This is a genomic window from Klebsiella sp. M041 (assembly GCF_059759695.1).
Map to the genome: position 1 here is coordinate 20,672 of NZ_JCAXWU010000001.1, position 13,996 is coordinate 34,667.

Genomic DNA, 13,996 nt, shown 5'->3' on the forward strand with positions numbered 1-13,996 from the left:
TGCTGAATTCACGCCGCTGCTGTTATCGCAGCGGCGCGAATTATTTAGTATTTAAATCCATTCAAACTAACGACATCCCGTGTCGTTGCGTATAGAATATCCCCCCGAAGTTTTTGGTTGTCGCTCTGCCGGGTGACACTGCACACGAAAGCGTATTGGTCTGTTTCAACTTACTGTTTGAAGCGTATGCTCAGGTCGGTTTCGTGTGCTGCATCTTTGACGCATTCATTTATTGGTAACGCATGAACCCCATCGTAATTAATCGGCTTCAACGAAAGCTGGGCTACACTTTTCATCATCAGGAGCTGTTGCAACAGGCATTAACTCACCGCAGTGCCAGCAGCAAACATAATGAGCGCCTGGAATTTTTAGGCGACTCCATTTTAAGTTTCGTGATCGCTAATGCGCTGTATCATCGCTTTCCTCGCGTGGATGAAGGCGACATGAGCCGTATGCGCGCGACGCTGGTGCGCGGCAACACGCTGGCGGAAATCGCCCGCGAGTTTGAACTGGGCGAATGCTTGCGCCTCGGGCCGGGTGAACTGAAAAGCGGCGGTTTCCGTCGCGAATCGATTCTCGCGGACACCGTTGAAGCGTTAATTGGCGGGGTTTTCCTCGACAGTGATATTCAGAACGTTGAACGCTTAATCCTCTCCTGGTACCAGACTCGTCTGGACGAAATCAGCCCGGGCGATAAGCAAAAGGATCCGAAGACGCGTCTGCAGGAGTATCTGCAGGGTCGTCATCTGCCGCTGCCGTCCTACCTGGTAGTCCAGGTGCGCGGCGAAGCGCACGATCAGGAATTTACTATCCACTGCCAGGTCAGTGGCCTGAGTGAACCGGTGGTTGGCACAGGTTCCAGCCGTCGTAAGGCGGAGCAGGCTGCCGCCGAACAGGCGCTGAAAAAGCTGGAGCTGGAATGAGCGAAGAAAAAAGTTATTGTGGGTTTGTCGCCATCGTGGGTCGTCCAAACGTTGGCAAATCCACGCTGTTGAATAAGCTGCTTGGGCAGAAGATCTCGATCACCTCCCGTAAAGCGCAGACCACCCGTCACCGCATCGTCGGCATCCATACCGAAGGGCCGTATCAGGCGATTTACGTCGATACCCCGGGCCTGCATATGGAAGAAAAGCGCGCCATTAACCGCTTAATGAACAAAGCGGCCAGCAGCTCTATTGGCGATGTTGAGCTGGTCATCTTCGTGGTGGAAGGCACCCGCTGGACTCAGGACGACGAGATGGTGCTCAACAAGCTGCGCGACGCCAAAGCGCCGGTGATCCTCGCGGTCAACAAAGTGGATAACGTGCAGGAAAAAGCGGATCTGTTACCGCATCTGCAGTTCCTCGCCAGCCAGATGAACTTCCTTGATATCGTGCCGATGTCGGCGGAAACGGGGACCAACGTCGACACCATTGCGTCGATCGTGCGTAAGCATCTGCCGGAAGCGATCCACCACTTCCCGGAAGATTATATTACCGACCGTTCCCAGCGCTTTATGGCCTCCGAAATCATCCGTGAAAAACTGATGCGTTTCCTCGGCGCTGAGCTACCGTACTCCGTCACCGTGGAAATCGAACGTTTCGTGACCAACGAGCGTGGCGGTTACGACATCAACGGCCTGATCCTTGTCGAGCGTGAAGGGCAGAAGAAGATGGTGATTGGCAACAAAGGCGCCAAAATCAAAACCATCGGCATCGAAGCGCGTAAGGACATGCAGGAGATGTTTGAAGCGCCGGTGCACCTCGAGCTGTGGGTCAAAGTGAAATCCGGCTGGGCCGATGACGAGCGCGCCCTGCGCAGTCTCGGTTATGTTGACGACCTCTGAGTTAACGCAACGTGGATGGATGGCAGCGCGCCTTTGTCCTGCATAGCCGACCGTGGAGCGAAACCAGCCTGATGCTGGACGTCTTCACGGAAGAATCCGGTCGCGTGCGCCTGGTTGCCAAGGGCGCACGCTCCAAACGCTCGAATCTTAAAGGCGCTTTACAGCCCTTTACCCCCTTGCTGGTTCGCTTCGGCGGCCGCGGGGAAGTCAAAACCCTGCGCAGCGCGGAAGCTGTCTCGCTGGCGCTGCCACTCAGCGGCATCACCCTCTACAGCGGTCTTTACGTTAACGAGCTTATCTCCCGCGTGCTTGAGCACGAAACGCGCTTCTCCGAACTCTTTTTTGACTACCTGCACTGCATTCAGGCGCTCGCCGGGGCCAGCGGCTCGCCGGAGCCTGCGCTGCGGCGCTTTGAGCTGGCGCTGCTCGGGCATCTGGGCTATGGCGTGGATTTTCTCCACTGTGCCGGGAGCGGCGAGCCGGTGGACGACACCATGACCTACCGCTATCGCGAAGAAAAAGGCTTTATTGCCAGCCTGGTGATTGATAACAACACGTTTACCGGGCACCATTTGAAAGCGTTGGCGAGTCGCGAGTTTCCTGATGTTGATACGTTGCGCGCCGCGAAGCGCTTTACCCGTATCGCCCTGAAGCCCTATCTCGGCGGCAAACCGCTCAAGAGCCGGGAATTGTTTCGCCAGTTTATGCCCGCGCGAAAGGCGCGAGCGGATAATACGAATAATGATTAACGAGGATTGTCATGGCTGAATTACTGTTAGGGGTCAATATTGACCATATCGCGACCTTGCGTAACGCCCGCGGCACCGCTTACCCGGATCCGGTTCAGGCGGCTTTCATTGCCGAACAGGCCGGCGCCGACGGCATAACCGTGCATCTGCGCGAAGACCGCCGCCATATCACCGATCGCGATGTGCGTATCCTGCGCCAGACGCTGCACACCCGCATGAATCTTGAAATGGCGGTCACCGAAGAGATGCTGACGATCGCCTGCGAAACCAAACCGCATTTCTGCTGCCTGGTGCCGGAGAAGCGTCAGGAAGTGACCACCGAAGGCGGACTGGACGTGGCCGGCCAGCGCGACAAGATGCGTGATGCCTGTCAACGCCTGGCGGATGCCGGCATCCTGGTCTCCCTGTTTATCGATGCGGATGAAGCGCAGATCAAAGCGGCAGCGGACGTTGGCGCGCCCTATATCGAAATCCACACCGGCTGCTATGCCGATGCTAAAACCGACGCTGAGCAGGCGAAGGAGCTGGAACGTATTGCCAAAGCGGCCACCTACGCCGCCAGCCTCGGCCTGAAGGTCAATGCGGGTCACGGTCTGACCTATCACAACGTGAAAGCGATTGCTGCGCTGCCGGAAATGCATGAGCTGAATATCGGCCACGCGATTATTGGCCGGGCGGTAATGAGCGGCCTGAAAGAGGCGGTGGCGGAAATGAAACGTCTGATGCTGGAAGCGCGCGGCTAATGGCCATCCTCGGGCTGGGTACCGACATCGTCGAGATCGCCCGCATCGAGGCGGTGATCGCCCGCAGCGGCGATCGCCTTGCCCGCCGGGTGCTGAGCGACCATGAATGGAGCATCTGGGAGCAGCACCAGCAGCCGGTGCGTTTTCTGGCGAAACGCTTTGCGGTCAAGGAAGCAGCGGCGAAAGCGCTGGGGACCGGGATCCGCAACGGGTTGGCCTTTAATCAGTTCGAAGTTTACAACGATGAGCTGGGCAAGCCGAAGCTGCGGCTATGGGGTGAGGCGCAACGGCTGGCGGAACGACTGGGGGTGAGCCATATTCATGTCACGCTCGCCGATGAGCGCCATTACGCCTGCGCCACGGTGATTGTCGAAAGCTAAGCCGGGAAGCGGTTAAATTTTATCCGCGTGGTGCATCAGGACGAATTTATCCCACAGCTGCTCTTCATTCTCGACGTGTGCCGGATCTTTCAGAATGGTATTTGGGATCGGGCACACCTTCTGGCAGGTGGGCGTGTCGTAATGGCCCACGCATTCGGTGCAGCGGTCGCTGTTAATTTCATAAATGCTGTCACCCATCGAAATGGCCTCATTAGGGCACTCCGGCTCGCACATATCGCAGTTGATGCATTTTTTGGTAATTAACAGCGCCATCAGGAAAATCTCAGAAACAACACAAACAGGGCGGGCATTATACGCCCATTTTCTGCTCAGACCAGCTTTTTCACCAGCGCTTCGCTATGGCGAATGCGCTCCGGCGCCCGCTCCAGATCCTGCTGCACCAGCCCCATAAACAGCAGGTCGGTGAGCATCATTTGCGCGCTGGTGGAAGAGATGGCCGCGCTGCGCGTCGCCTGCTCTTCGGCGATGGTGTACAGGCAGTGGGTCGCCTGCTGCTGCAGGGCGTTAGGGCTAAAGCCGGTGATCGCCAGGATCCTGGAGCCCACGCGCAGCGCTTCACCGGCCGCCATATTGATCTCCCGACGCTCGCCGGAGTAAGAGATCGCCAGCAGCAGATCGTCGCTGGACATGGCCTGCACCGTCGCCAGCAGGGCGTGCATATCCTGCTCCGAAACAGCGTTGACGCCGATCTTCATCAGTTTCCAGCTAAAGTTACGCGCCACCAGGCCGGACGCGCCAATCCCGGTGACGATCACCCGCCGGGCGTTGCGCAGCAGCGTGACGGCTTCCCGTAGCGTCTCTTCAGTGTTGACGTCCAGCGAGGCATGCATAGCGGCGACATTGTCTTTAATGAGTTTCTCGCCCACCAGACGCAGCGGGTCGTCACCGCGAATGTGGTTATGTACCGGAACGGAGTGCGGATCCGGGCTGCTGGCCAGGGCTTCACTCAGTGCCAGCTTCAGCGCCGGAAAGCCTTTGAACCCCAGTTTCTGGGCAAATTTAACCACGCTGGACTGACTCACACCGGCTTCCACCGCCAGCTGCTGCGAGCTGAGGTGCCGGGTGTCATCGGGTTGGCTCAGAATAAAATCGGCCAACTTTTTGTCGCTCGCCGCCAGGGTGGGATAGCGCTGACGAATACGCGTTAAACAGTTCATTGGAGCTCCGCTGGAGCCGTCCGGCTCGTGACTGACAGAATTTTTATTCGATTATAAGGGGTATACCACGAATTAAAAATTCATAAGCCACAATTTTTCCTTCGCCTGCTAATTTAATTCTTCCTTAACGGCAGGGATGTTTTCCCTCTTCATGGCATAAGACTGTTAAGCTTACCCTAACGAGAAGCGAATCCTGATAGAAGGAGGCAGTTTGCAGCACAGTGAACGGAGAGTGGTGTTTTTCGATCTGGACGGAACCTTGCATCAACAGGATATGTTCGGCAGTTTTCTGCGCTACCTGCTGCGCCACCTGCCGCTGAACCTGCTGCTGGTGGTGGCGATGGGGCCGGCGATCCTTGCCGGGCTGGCGGTGTGCGGGCGGGCGGCGCGCTGGCCGATGAGCCTGCTGCTGTGGGCGTCAACCTTTGGCCGCCGCGAGGCGGTACTGAAGCGGCTGGAAGCGGAGTTTGTCGGCTGGTTTCGTCATCATGTGACGGCGTTTCCGGTGGTTCATGCGCGGCTGACGGCCTACCTGACCAGTACCGATGCCGACGTCTGGTTGATCACCGGCTCGCCGCAGTCGCTGGTGGAACAGGTCTATCGCGATACCCTCTGGCTGCCGCGGGTGAATCTGATAGCCAGCCGCACCGCGCGCCGCTGGGGCGGCTGGGTATTGACCCTGCGCTGCCTGGGCCATGAAAAGGTGGTGCAGCTGGAGAAAAAGATTGGCGCTCCGCTGCAGCTGTATAGCGGCTATAGCGATAGCGAGCAAGATAACCCATTGCTCGGCTTTTGCCAGCATCGCTGGCGGGTCACCCCGCAGGGAGAGCTGCAGCAACTGGAGTAATAGTGTGTAATTGATAGCTCCCATGTATAATGCGCCCCGCTTTTTCTGCTGGAGTGGCCGCTGTGTCTGACCTCGAACTCAATGATGAATACTGGATGCGTCATGCCCTGACGCTGGCGAAGCGCGCCTGGGAAGAGGGCGAGGTGCCGGTGGGCGCGGTGCTGGTGCATAACAATCAGGTCATTGGCGAGGGCTGGAACCGGCCGATAGGCCGTCACGACCCCACCGCCCATGCGGAAATTATGGCCTTACGCCAGGGCGGGCTGGTGCTGCAAAACTATCGCCTGATCGACGCCACGCTGTACGTGACCCTCGAGCCCTGCGTGATGTGCGCGGGCGCGATGGTGCACAGCCGTATCGCCCGCCTGGTGTTTGGCGCCAGGGATGCCAAGACCGGCGCCGCCGGCTCGCTGATGGATGTTCTGCACCACCCGGGAATGAACCATCGGGTTGAGATTAGCGAAGGCGTGCTGGCGGGATCCTGCTCTGCCATGCTGAGCGACTTCTTCCGCTGGCGGCGGGAAGAGAAAAAAGCGCTGAAGAAAGCCCGGGAGCAGAACGGGGAAAGTTAATACAGGTGGCCGGGGAGTTTCATCCGGGCATTATCCATCTGTTTATCGGCGCGAAACTTGAAAAAGGGCAGGGTGGTCTCCTGCGGCTGTTCGAGCTCATTGGGGAGCACCGCCGGGTAATCCTCCGCCAGGGCCAGCGTTTGCTGCTGCTGGCGCTCCTTTTCTGACAAATAGCCGACAAGGCTTATCTGATATTTGCGGATGTTTTCCACATAGGCGTAGGCCTCATGGCCGCGGGCATAGCCGTATTTAAGTTTGCTGTAATAGGGTTTCTGGCTCAGCAGGGGTAAACGCAGCTTAACGTCTGCCCAGCTGTTGGGATTGCCTTTCTGTTTGCGGGTGAGCGCCATGGCGTCCAGCATATGGGCATAGCCCATATTGTAAGCGGCCAGCGCAAACCAGATGCGTTCATCTTTCGGGATCGAATCCGGCACTTTATCCATCATATCCTGGAGATAGCGCATACCGCCGTCGATACTCTGCGCCGCATCGGTCCGGTCAGTCAGCCCCAGACTCTGCGCCGTATTACGCGTAAGCATCATCATGCCGCGCACGCCGGTAGGCGAGGTGGCCTGCGGATCCCAGTGGGATTCCTGCCAGGCGATGGCGGCCAGCAGGCGCCAGTCGATCTCGCGGGCGTACTTTTCAAACAGCGGCTGCACCTCCGGAAGAATGTTTTCCACCGCGCGCAGGAAGGTGCGGGTATCGACATAATCGAAATCGTTGCCGTGGCCGAGGTACTTCTCTTCCAGGCGTGCCAGGGTGCCGTCTTCATTAATATTGTTGAAGAAATCAAGCATCGCCGCCGACAGCGAATTATCGTCGTCCCGGGCGCTGAACCAGGTGACCGGCTGTTCGTCGGTGATATCGAGGGCTACCGCCAGCTCCGGATGGACGCGCTGGAACAGGCTGACGGCCACCGAGTCGGCGATGGTGTAATCGAGTTTGCCGTCAATCACCGCCTGCATCAGCGCGGTGGTGCCGCGCTTTTCGTCCACGCGCCAGGCAAGATCCGGGTATTTCTCCGCTTTCAGTACCTGCAGGTCGTTGATCGCCACGTGACCCGGGGCGATGGCGAGCTGCTCGGCGGTCAGCGCCGCGAGGCTGCGCGGCCGGGTATTGCCGACGCGATAGACCAGCTGTTGGGAAACGGAGTAGTAGCCAGGGCCGGCCTGGTAGTTTTTCACCCGCTCCTGGTTATAGACCAGCCCGGCGGCCAGCATATCGGCCTGACCGTCGTCGAGGTCGTCAAACAGCTGGCTGATGTTCTGACGGACGGTTATCTTAAGCGTCACGCCGAGGTAGTCGGCAAACTGCTTCGCCAGTTCGTAGTCCAGGCCGAAGGTTTTATTGTTCATGGTGGCGAAGGTCATCGGCGAGTTGATGGTGCTGATGCGTAGCTCGCCGCGAGCGATAATGCCCGCCACCCGGTTCTCCGGTTTACCGGACCAGGGGATCGACGGCCACAGGGCAGCCGCCAGCAAAAGGGTGACAATGCCGATGAGCAGATAATTAATCTTTAATTTTTTCAGCGCGTTAATCTTCTGCAGCTTCAGGTTCCTCAGCAGGCGATGTCCGGAAAAAACGCAAGGTTGTCGTCGAATGAGCGGCATTCTGCTTAAGAATGCGCCAGTTGGCAACTTATTCGCGATGGACGTCACATTTATTGATAAACAGCATCAATGATTTTATTTCTACGCAAACGGTTTCGTCGGGGCGCAGGATTCACTATAATGACGCCCGTTTCCCCCCCTGGCTCACCCTGAAAGCTTCGAAGACGAGAGACTTATGATGGAAATTTTGCGTGGTTCACCTGCACTGTCGGCATTCCGTATTAATAAACTGCTGGCACGATTTCAGGCGGCCAACCTTCCGGTAAGCGCCATATATGCCGAGTATATTCATTTTGCCGATCTGAACGCCCCGCTGAGCGCTGACGATCGCGAGCGCCTGGCGCGACTGCTTAAGTATGGCCCGAGCTTAAACAGCCATACCCCGACCGGTAAATTACTGCTCGTGACCCCTCGCCCTGGCACCATCTCTCCCTGGTCTTCTAAAGCTACCGATATCGCCCATAACTGCGGCCTGGCTCAGGTTGTGCGTCTGGAGCGCGGCGTAGCGTATTATGTTGAAGCCTCGACCCTGACCGAAGCGCAGTGGGCCGCGGTGGCGGCGGAACTGCACGACCGCATGATGGAGAGCGTCTTCGACGCGCTGGAAGCGGGCGAAAAGCTGTTCGCTCACCATCAGCCGACGCCGGTGACCAGCGTTGACCTGTTGGGCGAAGGGCGTCAGGCGCTGATTGACGCCAACCTCCGTTTGGGGCTGGCGCTGGCAGATGACGAAATTGACTACCTGCAGGACGCCTTTACCCGTCTGGGACGCAATCCGAACGATATCGAGCTGTATATGTTCGCCCAGGCGAACTCAGAGCACTGTCGTCACAAAATTTTCAACGCCGACTGGATCATCGACGGCGAACAGCAGCCGAAGTCGCTGTTCAAAATGATCAAAAACACCTTCGAAAAAACGCCGGACTACGTCCTGTCGGCCTATAAAGACAACGCCGCGGTGATGGAAGGGTCTGAAGTGGGGCGCTATTTTGCCGACCACCAGACCGGACGCTATGACTTCCATCAGGAGCCGGCGCACATTCTGATGAAGGTGGAAACCCATAACCACCCGACGGCCATCTCCCCATGGCCGGGCGCGGCAACCGGCTCCGGCGGCGAAATCCGCGATGAAGGCGCCACCGGCCGCGGCGCGAAGCCGAAAGCGGGCCTGGTGGGCTTCTCGGTTTCCAACCTGCGCATCCCGGGCTTCGAACAGCCGTGGGAAGAAGATTTCGGCAAGCCGGATCGCATCGTCACCGCCCTGGACATCATGACCGAAGGCCCGCTGGGCGGCGCGGCGTTTAACAACGAATTTGGTCGCCCGGCGCTGAACGGCTACTTCCGCACCTATGAAGAGAAAGTTACCAGCCATAACGGTGAAGAGCTGCGCGGCTACCACAAACCAATCATGCTGGCCGGCGGTATCGGCAACATCCGCGGCGAGCACGTGCAGAAGGGCGAGATTACCGTCGGCGCGAAGCTGATCGTGCTGGGCGGTCCGGCGATGAACATCGGCCTCGGCGGCGGCGCGGCGTCTTCCATGGCCTCCGGCCAGTCCGATGCCGACCTCGATTTCGCCTCCGTCCAGCGTGACAACCCGGAAATGGAGCGTCGCTGTCAGGAAGTGATCGACCGCTGCTGGCAGCTGGGCGACGCCAACCCGATCCTGTTTATCCACGACGTCGGCGCCGGCGGTCTCTCCAACGCCATGCCGGAGCTGGTCAGCGACGGCGGCCGCGGCGGTAAATTCCAGCTGCGCGATATCCTGAGCGATGAGCCAGGCATGAGCCCGCTGGAGATCTGGTGTAACGAATCGCAGGAACGTTATGTCCTGGCGGTCGCCCCGGAGCAACTGCCGCTGTTCGACGAGCTGTGCCGCCGCGAGCGCGCGCCTTATGCGGTTATCGGCGAAGCCACCGCCGAGCAGCACCTGAGCCTGAGCGACAGCCACTTTAACGATCAGCCGATCGATCTGCCGCTGGACGTCCTGCTTGGCAAAACGCCGAAAATGACCCGCGACGTGCAGACCCTGAAAGCCCAGGGCAGCGCGCTGGATCGCCAACCGATTACCATCGCCGATGCGGTTAATCGCGTGCTGCACCTGCCGACGGTGGCCGAGAAAACCTTCCTCGTGACCATCGGCGACCGCACCGTGACCGGCATGGTCGCCCGCGACCAGATGGTCGGCCCGTGGCAGATCCCGGTGGCCAACTGCGCGGTCACCACCGCCAGCCTCGACAGCTACTACGGCGAAGCGATGGCGATGGGCGAGCGCGCCCCGGTTGCTCTGCTGGACTTCGCCGCCTCCGGCCGTCTGGCGGTTGGCGAAGCGCTGACCAATATCGCCGCCACGCAGATTGGCGAGCTGAACCGCGTGAAGCTGTCGGCTAACTGGATGGCCGCCGCCGGCCACCCGGGCGAAGACGCGGGTCTGTATGAGGCGGTGAAAGCGGTGGGCGAAGAGCTGTGCCCGGCGCTGGGCCTGACCATTCCGGTCGGCAAAGACTCAATGTCGATGAAAACCCGCTGGCAGGAAGGCAGCGAGCAGCGTGAGATGACCTCTCCGCTGTCGCTGGTGATCTCCGCCTTCGCTCGTGTCGAAGATGTTCGTCATACCGTCACGCCGCAGCTCTCGACGGAAGATAACGCCCTGCTGCTGATCGACCTCGGTAAAGGGCACAACGCGCTGGGCGCGACGGCGCTGGCGCAGGTCTATCGCCAGCTCGGCGACAAGCCGGCTGACGTGCGCGATGTCGCGCAGCTGAAAGGCTTCTGGGAGGCGATGCAGGCCCTGGTGGCGCAGCGTAAACTGCTGGCCTACCACGACCGCTCCGACGGCGGCCTGTTGGTCACCCTGGCGGAAATGGCCTTTACCGGCCACTGTGGACTGGAAGCGGATATCGCCGCGCTGGGCGACGACCGTCTGGCGGCGCTGTTCAACGAAGAGCTGGGGGCGGTGATTCAGGTCCGCGCCGCAGACCGTGAGGCAGTGGAAGCCATTCTGGCGGTTAACGGCCTGGCGGACTGCGTGCATTACCTCGGTAAAGCGGTCGAGGGCGATCGCTTCGTGCTGACCGCCAGCGGTCAGACGGTGTTTAGCGAAAGCCGCACCACCCTGCGCATGTGGTGGGCGGAAACCACCTGGCAGATGCAGCGTCTGCGCGACAACCCGGCCTGCGCCGATCAGGAGCACGAGGCGAAAGCCAACGACGCCGATCCGGGCCTTAATGTGAAGCTCTCGTTTGATATTAATGACGACGTCGCCGCGCCTTACATTGCCACCGGCGCGCGTCCGAAAGTGGCCGTCCTGCGCGAGCAGGGGGTGAACTCTCACGTTGAAATGGCGGCAGCCTTCCATCGCGCCGGCTTTGACGCCATCGACGTGCATATGAGCGACCTGCTGGCGGGCCGCACCGGTCTGGGCGATTTCCATGCCCTGGTGGCCTGCGGCGGCTTCTCCTACGGCGACGTGCTGGGGGCAGGCGAAGGCTGGGCGAAGTCGATTCTGTTCAACGAGCGCGTGCGCGATGAGTTCGCGACCTTCTTCCATCGTCCGCAGACCCTGGCGCTCGGCGTGTGCAACGGCTGTCAGATGATGTCCAACCTGCGCGAGCTGATCCCGGGCAGCGACCTGTGGCCGCGCTTTGTGCGCAACCAGTCTGACCGCTTTGAAGCGCGCTTCAGCCTGGTGGAAGTGACGCAAAGCCCGTCTCTGCTGCTGGAAGGCATGGTTGGCTCACAGATGCCGATTGCGGTCTCCCACGGCGAAGGGCAGGTGGAAGTGCGCGACAGCGCGCATCTGGCCCAGCTGGAGAGCAAAGGTCTGGTAGCGCTGCGCTTCGTGGACAACTTCGGCAAAGTGACCGAAACCTATCCGGCGAACCCGAACGGTTCCCCGAACGGTATCACCGCGGTGACCAGCGAAAGCGGGCGCGCGACCATCATGATGCCGCACCCGGAACGCGTCTTCCGCACCGTAAGCAACTCCTGGCACCCGGAAAACTGGGGCGAAGACAGCCCGTGGATGCGTATCTTCCGCAACGCGCGTAAACAGCTGGGTTAATCTTCCCGAAGCGTGTCTCGCGAACGTATCGGCCCCCTGCTCAGGCAGGGGGCTTTTTTTATCTGTGACGGCCGGCACGCCAGGATGTCGGGAATCACCGACAACTGGCATATTGCGGTGTCGCCAAAAGGCGACACTTAAGTTATTGATTTAAATGATAAGTAACCTGGGGCATATTTAGTGTCGTTAATCGGCGACATCATGGATGAAAAGTATACAGCGCTGGAATGGTTGGGTTTTATGGTGAAAGTCATATATATCAACGTGTTAATAAAATGTTTTGAAAGATGGCATAGTTCATGCATAATATTAACCAGTGGCTCATTCACCTTCTTATGTCAGCCCCTTCGGGACGCGCTACATAAACTTCGAATGACGCACAAACAGGTGCCTGCCGTCCAACTCCTGATAACAGCCTGGCTTTATCAGACATCGGGCGAAACGTCGAGTAAGGCACCGCCTCATTTCTCAACAAAGCCAGGCCTTGCGCCTGGCTTTGTTGTTTCTGCTGCGCCGTGGCGACGGGTATCGCTTTTCTCCGCCGCGCTCCTCAGTTAGCATCGACCAGAGCTAATGATTGAGACCACACCCTTGAAGCGACTCTCTCTTTTTCCCCGTTCGCTGCGTCAGCTGGTGACGCTCTCCTTTGTGCTGATCCTGCTGCCGTTGCTGGTGCTGGCCTGGCAGGCCTGGCAGAGCCTCAATGCCCTCAGCGCCCAGGCGGCGCATATCAACCGCACTACGCTGGTCGATGCCCGCCGCAGCGAGGCGATGATCAATGCCGCGCTGGAGATGGAGCGCAGCTATCGCCAGTACTGCGTGCTGGACGATCCGACGCTGGCGCGCGTCTATCAAAACCAGCGGCAGCGCTACAGCCAGATGCTGGACGCGCACGCCGGCGTGCTGCCGGACGAGAAGCTCTGGCAGGCGCTGCGCCAGGATGTCAGCGATCTGGCGCAGCTGCAGTGTAACAACAGCGGTCCCGACGCCCAGGCCGCCGCCAGACTGGAAGTGTTCGCCAGTAATAACAGCGACATGGTCCAGGCGACCCGGGCGGTGGTCTATTCCCGCGGCCAGCAGCTGCAGCAGGAGATTGCCGAGCGCGGCCAGTTTTTCGGCTGGCAGGCGCTGGTGCTGTTTCTGCTGAGCCTGGCGCTGGTGCTGCTTTTTACCCGCATGATCATCGGCCCGGTGAAAGGCATCGAAAGAATGATCAACCAGCTGGGGGCAGGGAAGTCGCCGGACGACGCGGCATTGTTTACCGGCCCGCGCGAGCTGCGCTCGGTGGGCAAGCGCATTATCTGGCTCAGCGAGCGCCTGGCATGGCTGGAGTCGCAGCGGCATCAGTTTCTTCGCCATCTGTCGCATGAGCTGAAAACCCCGCTGGCCAGTATGCGTGAAGGCACCGAGCTGTTGGCCGACCGTGTCGCCGGGCCGCTGACGCCGGAGCAGCAGGAGATCGTCGAGATCCTCGACAGCAGCAGCCGCAACCTGCAAAAGCTGATTGAACAGCTGCTGGACTACAACCGCAAACAGGCCGACGGCCCGGTAGCCCGGGAAGAAGTGGACCTGGTGGAGCTGGTGGAAAACGTCGTGGCGGCGCACAGTTTGCCCGCGCGGGCTAAACTGATGCATACCGAGCTGGCGCTGCGGGCGCGGCATTGTCTGGCAGAGCCTGCGCTATTGATAAGCGTAATGGATAATCTCTACTCCAATGCGGTGCACTATGGCGCTGAATCCGGTAACATTCGTATCCATAGCTACCGGCACGGAGAGCAGGTGCGTATTGATGTCGCCAATAGCGGCGAACCGATCCCGGCCGCGGAAAAGAATATGATTTTTGAGCCCTTTTACCAGGGGAGTCACCAGCGTAAAGGGGCCGTGAAAGGCAGTGGGCTGGGGTTAAGCATCGCCCGCGACTGCGTCCGTCAGATGCAAGGGGAGCTCAGTCTGGTTGACGCCCCCGCCGGGCAGGTCTGTTTTCGCATTACGCTTCCCTTAGCGCCGGAATAATCCAACTAATGAA

Annotated in this window: 12 protein-coding genes; 9 read left to right on the forward strand and 3 right to left on the reverse strand. The window is 59.4% G+C overall.

Features of this window, described 5'->3' with window-relative positions; genetic code table 11:
• Positions 1-242: 242 nt before the first annotated feature.
• From rnc to acpS, 5 genes are read left to right on the forward strand one after another with little or no spacing between them, the layout of a single operon-like run.
• Entirely contained in the window at positions 243-923 is a 681-nt protein-coding gene (gene rnc, locus AC6CWS_RS00110) for a ribonuclease III (protein ID WP_002914065.1), read from the forward strand.
• Positions 920-1,825, forward strand: coding sequence for a GTPase Era (gene era, locus AC6CWS_RS00115; protein WP_023290667.1), 906 nt, complete (start codon positions 920-922; stop codon positions 1,823-1,825). Before rnc ends, era begins: the two co-directional genes overlap by 4 nt.
• Before the next feature lie 11 nt (positions 1,826-1,836).
• A complete protein-coding gene (gene recO / locus AC6CWS_RS00120) occupies positions 1,837-2,574 on the forward strand; it encodes a DNA repair protein RecO (protein WP_002914062.1) in 738 nt (245 codons plus the stop codon).
• A gap of 11 nt (positions 2,575-2,585) precedes the next feature.
• Positions 2,586-3,317 carry a pyridoxine 5'-phosphate synthase gene (gene pdxJ, locus AC6CWS_RS00125; protein ID WP_004201834.1) on the forward strand — a complete coding sequence of 244 codons (732 nt, stop codon included), beginning with the start codon at positions 2,586-2,588 and terminating at the stop codon, positions 3,315-3,317.
• Entirely contained in the window at positions 3,317-3,697 is a 381-nt protein-coding gene (gene acpS / locus AC6CWS_RS00130) for a holo-ACP synthase (RefSeq protein WP_004201835.1), read from the forward strand. The genes pdxJ and acpS overlap by 1 nt, the downstream gene beginning before the upstream one ends.
• Before the next feature lie 12 nt (positions 3,698-3,709).
• On the opposite strand, the gene AC6CWS_RS00135 is transcribed toward acpS, so the two are convergent.
• The gene (locus AC6CWS_RS00135; RefSeq protein WP_023290665.1) at positions 3,710-3,970 is read right to left on the reverse strand and encodes a YfhL family 4Fe-4S dicluster ferredoxin; all 261 of its coding nucleotides are present in this window, start codon (positions 3,968-3,970) and stop codon (positions 3,710-3,712) included.
• A gap of 56 nt (positions 3,971-4,026) precedes the next feature.
• On the reverse strand, positions 4,027-4,875 hold the full coding sequence (locus tag AC6CWS_RS00140; protein WP_023290664.1) for a MurR/RpiR family transcriptional regulator: 849 nt from the start codon (positions 4,873-4,875) through the stop codon (positions 4,027-4,029).
• 211 nt (positions 4,876-5,086) lie between these two features.
• Here AC6CWS_RS00140 and yfhb point away from each other — a divergent pair, with 211 nt between their 5' ends.
• On the forward strand, positions 5,087-5,722 hold the full coding sequence (gene yfhb, locus AC6CWS_RS00145; protein WP_017900418.1) for a phosphatidylglycerophosphatase C: 636 nt from the start codon (positions 5,087-5,089) through the stop codon (positions 5,720-5,722).
• A gap of 62 nt (positions 5,723-5,784) precedes the next feature.
• Positions 5,785-6,294, forward strand: a complete 510-nt coding sequence (gene tadA, locus AC6CWS_RS00150) for a tRNA adenosine(34) deaminase TadA (RefSeq protein ID WP_023290663.1) — start codon at positions 5,785-5,787, stop codon at positions 6,292-6,294.
• On the opposite strand, the gene mltF is transcribed toward tadA, so the two are convergent.
• A complete protein-coding gene (gene mltF, locus AC6CWS_RS00155) occupies positions 6,291-7,907 on the reverse strand; it encodes a membrane-bound lytic murein transglycosylase MltF (RefSeq protein WP_032453733.1) in 1,617 nt (538 codons plus the stop codon). The genes tadA and mltF overlap by 4 nt on opposite strands.
• A gap of 175 nt (positions 7,908-8,082) precedes the next feature.
• Between mltF and purL the strand changes: the two genes are divergently transcribed.
• The gene (gene purL / locus AC6CWS_RS00160) at positions 8,083-11,970 is read left to right on the forward strand and encodes a phosphoribosylformylglycinamidine synthase (protein WP_032453744.1); all 3,888 of its coding nucleotides are present in this window, start codon (positions 8,083-8,085) and stop codon (positions 11,968-11,970) included.
• 591 nt (positions 11,971-12,561) lie between these two features.
• Positions 12,562-13,983 carry a sensor histidine kinase gene (locus tag AC6CWS_RS00165; protein WP_101994543.1) on the forward strand — a complete coding sequence of 474 codons (1,422 nt, stop codon included), beginning with the start codon at positions 12,562-12,564 and terminating at the stop codon, positions 13,981-13,983.
• The last annotated feature ends 13 nt before the right edge of the window (positions 13,984-13,996 follow it).

What these genes read in the sequence shown, in the direction of transcription:
- era (WP_023290667.1), top strand. Translation starts at nt 920, where the DNA reads ATGAGCGAAGAAAAAAGTTATTGTGGGTTTGTCGCCATCGTGGGTCGT.
- AC6CWS_RS00135 (WP_023290665.1), bottom strand. Translation starts at nt 3,970, where the DNA reads ATGGCGCTGTTAATTACCAAAAAATGCATCAACTGCGATATGTGCGAG.
- acpS (WP_004201835.1), top strand. Translation starts at nt 3,317, where the DNA reads ATGGCCATCCTCGGGCTGGGTACCGACATCGTCGAGATCGCCCGCATC.
- pdxJ (WP_004201834.1), top strand. Translation starts at nt 2,586, where the DNA reads ATGGCTGAATTACTGTTAGGGGTCAATATTGACCATATCGCGACCTTG.
- purL (WP_032453744.1), top strand. Translation starts at nt 8,083, where the DNA reads ATGATGGAAATTTTGCGTGGTTCACCTGCACTGTCGGCATTCCGTATT.
- AC6CWS_RS00140 (WP_023290664.1), bottom strand. Translation starts at nt 4,875, where the DNA reads ATGAACTGTTTAACGCGTATTCGTCAGCGCTATCCCACCCTGGCGGCG.
- mltF (WP_032453733.1), bottom strand. Translation starts at nt 7,907, where the DNA reads ATGCCGCTCATTCGACGACAACCTTGCGTTTTTTCCGGACATCGCCTG.
- rnc (WP_002914065.1), top strand. Translation starts at nt 243, where the DNA reads ATGAACCCCATCGTAATTAATCGGCTTCAACGAAAGCTGGGCTACACT.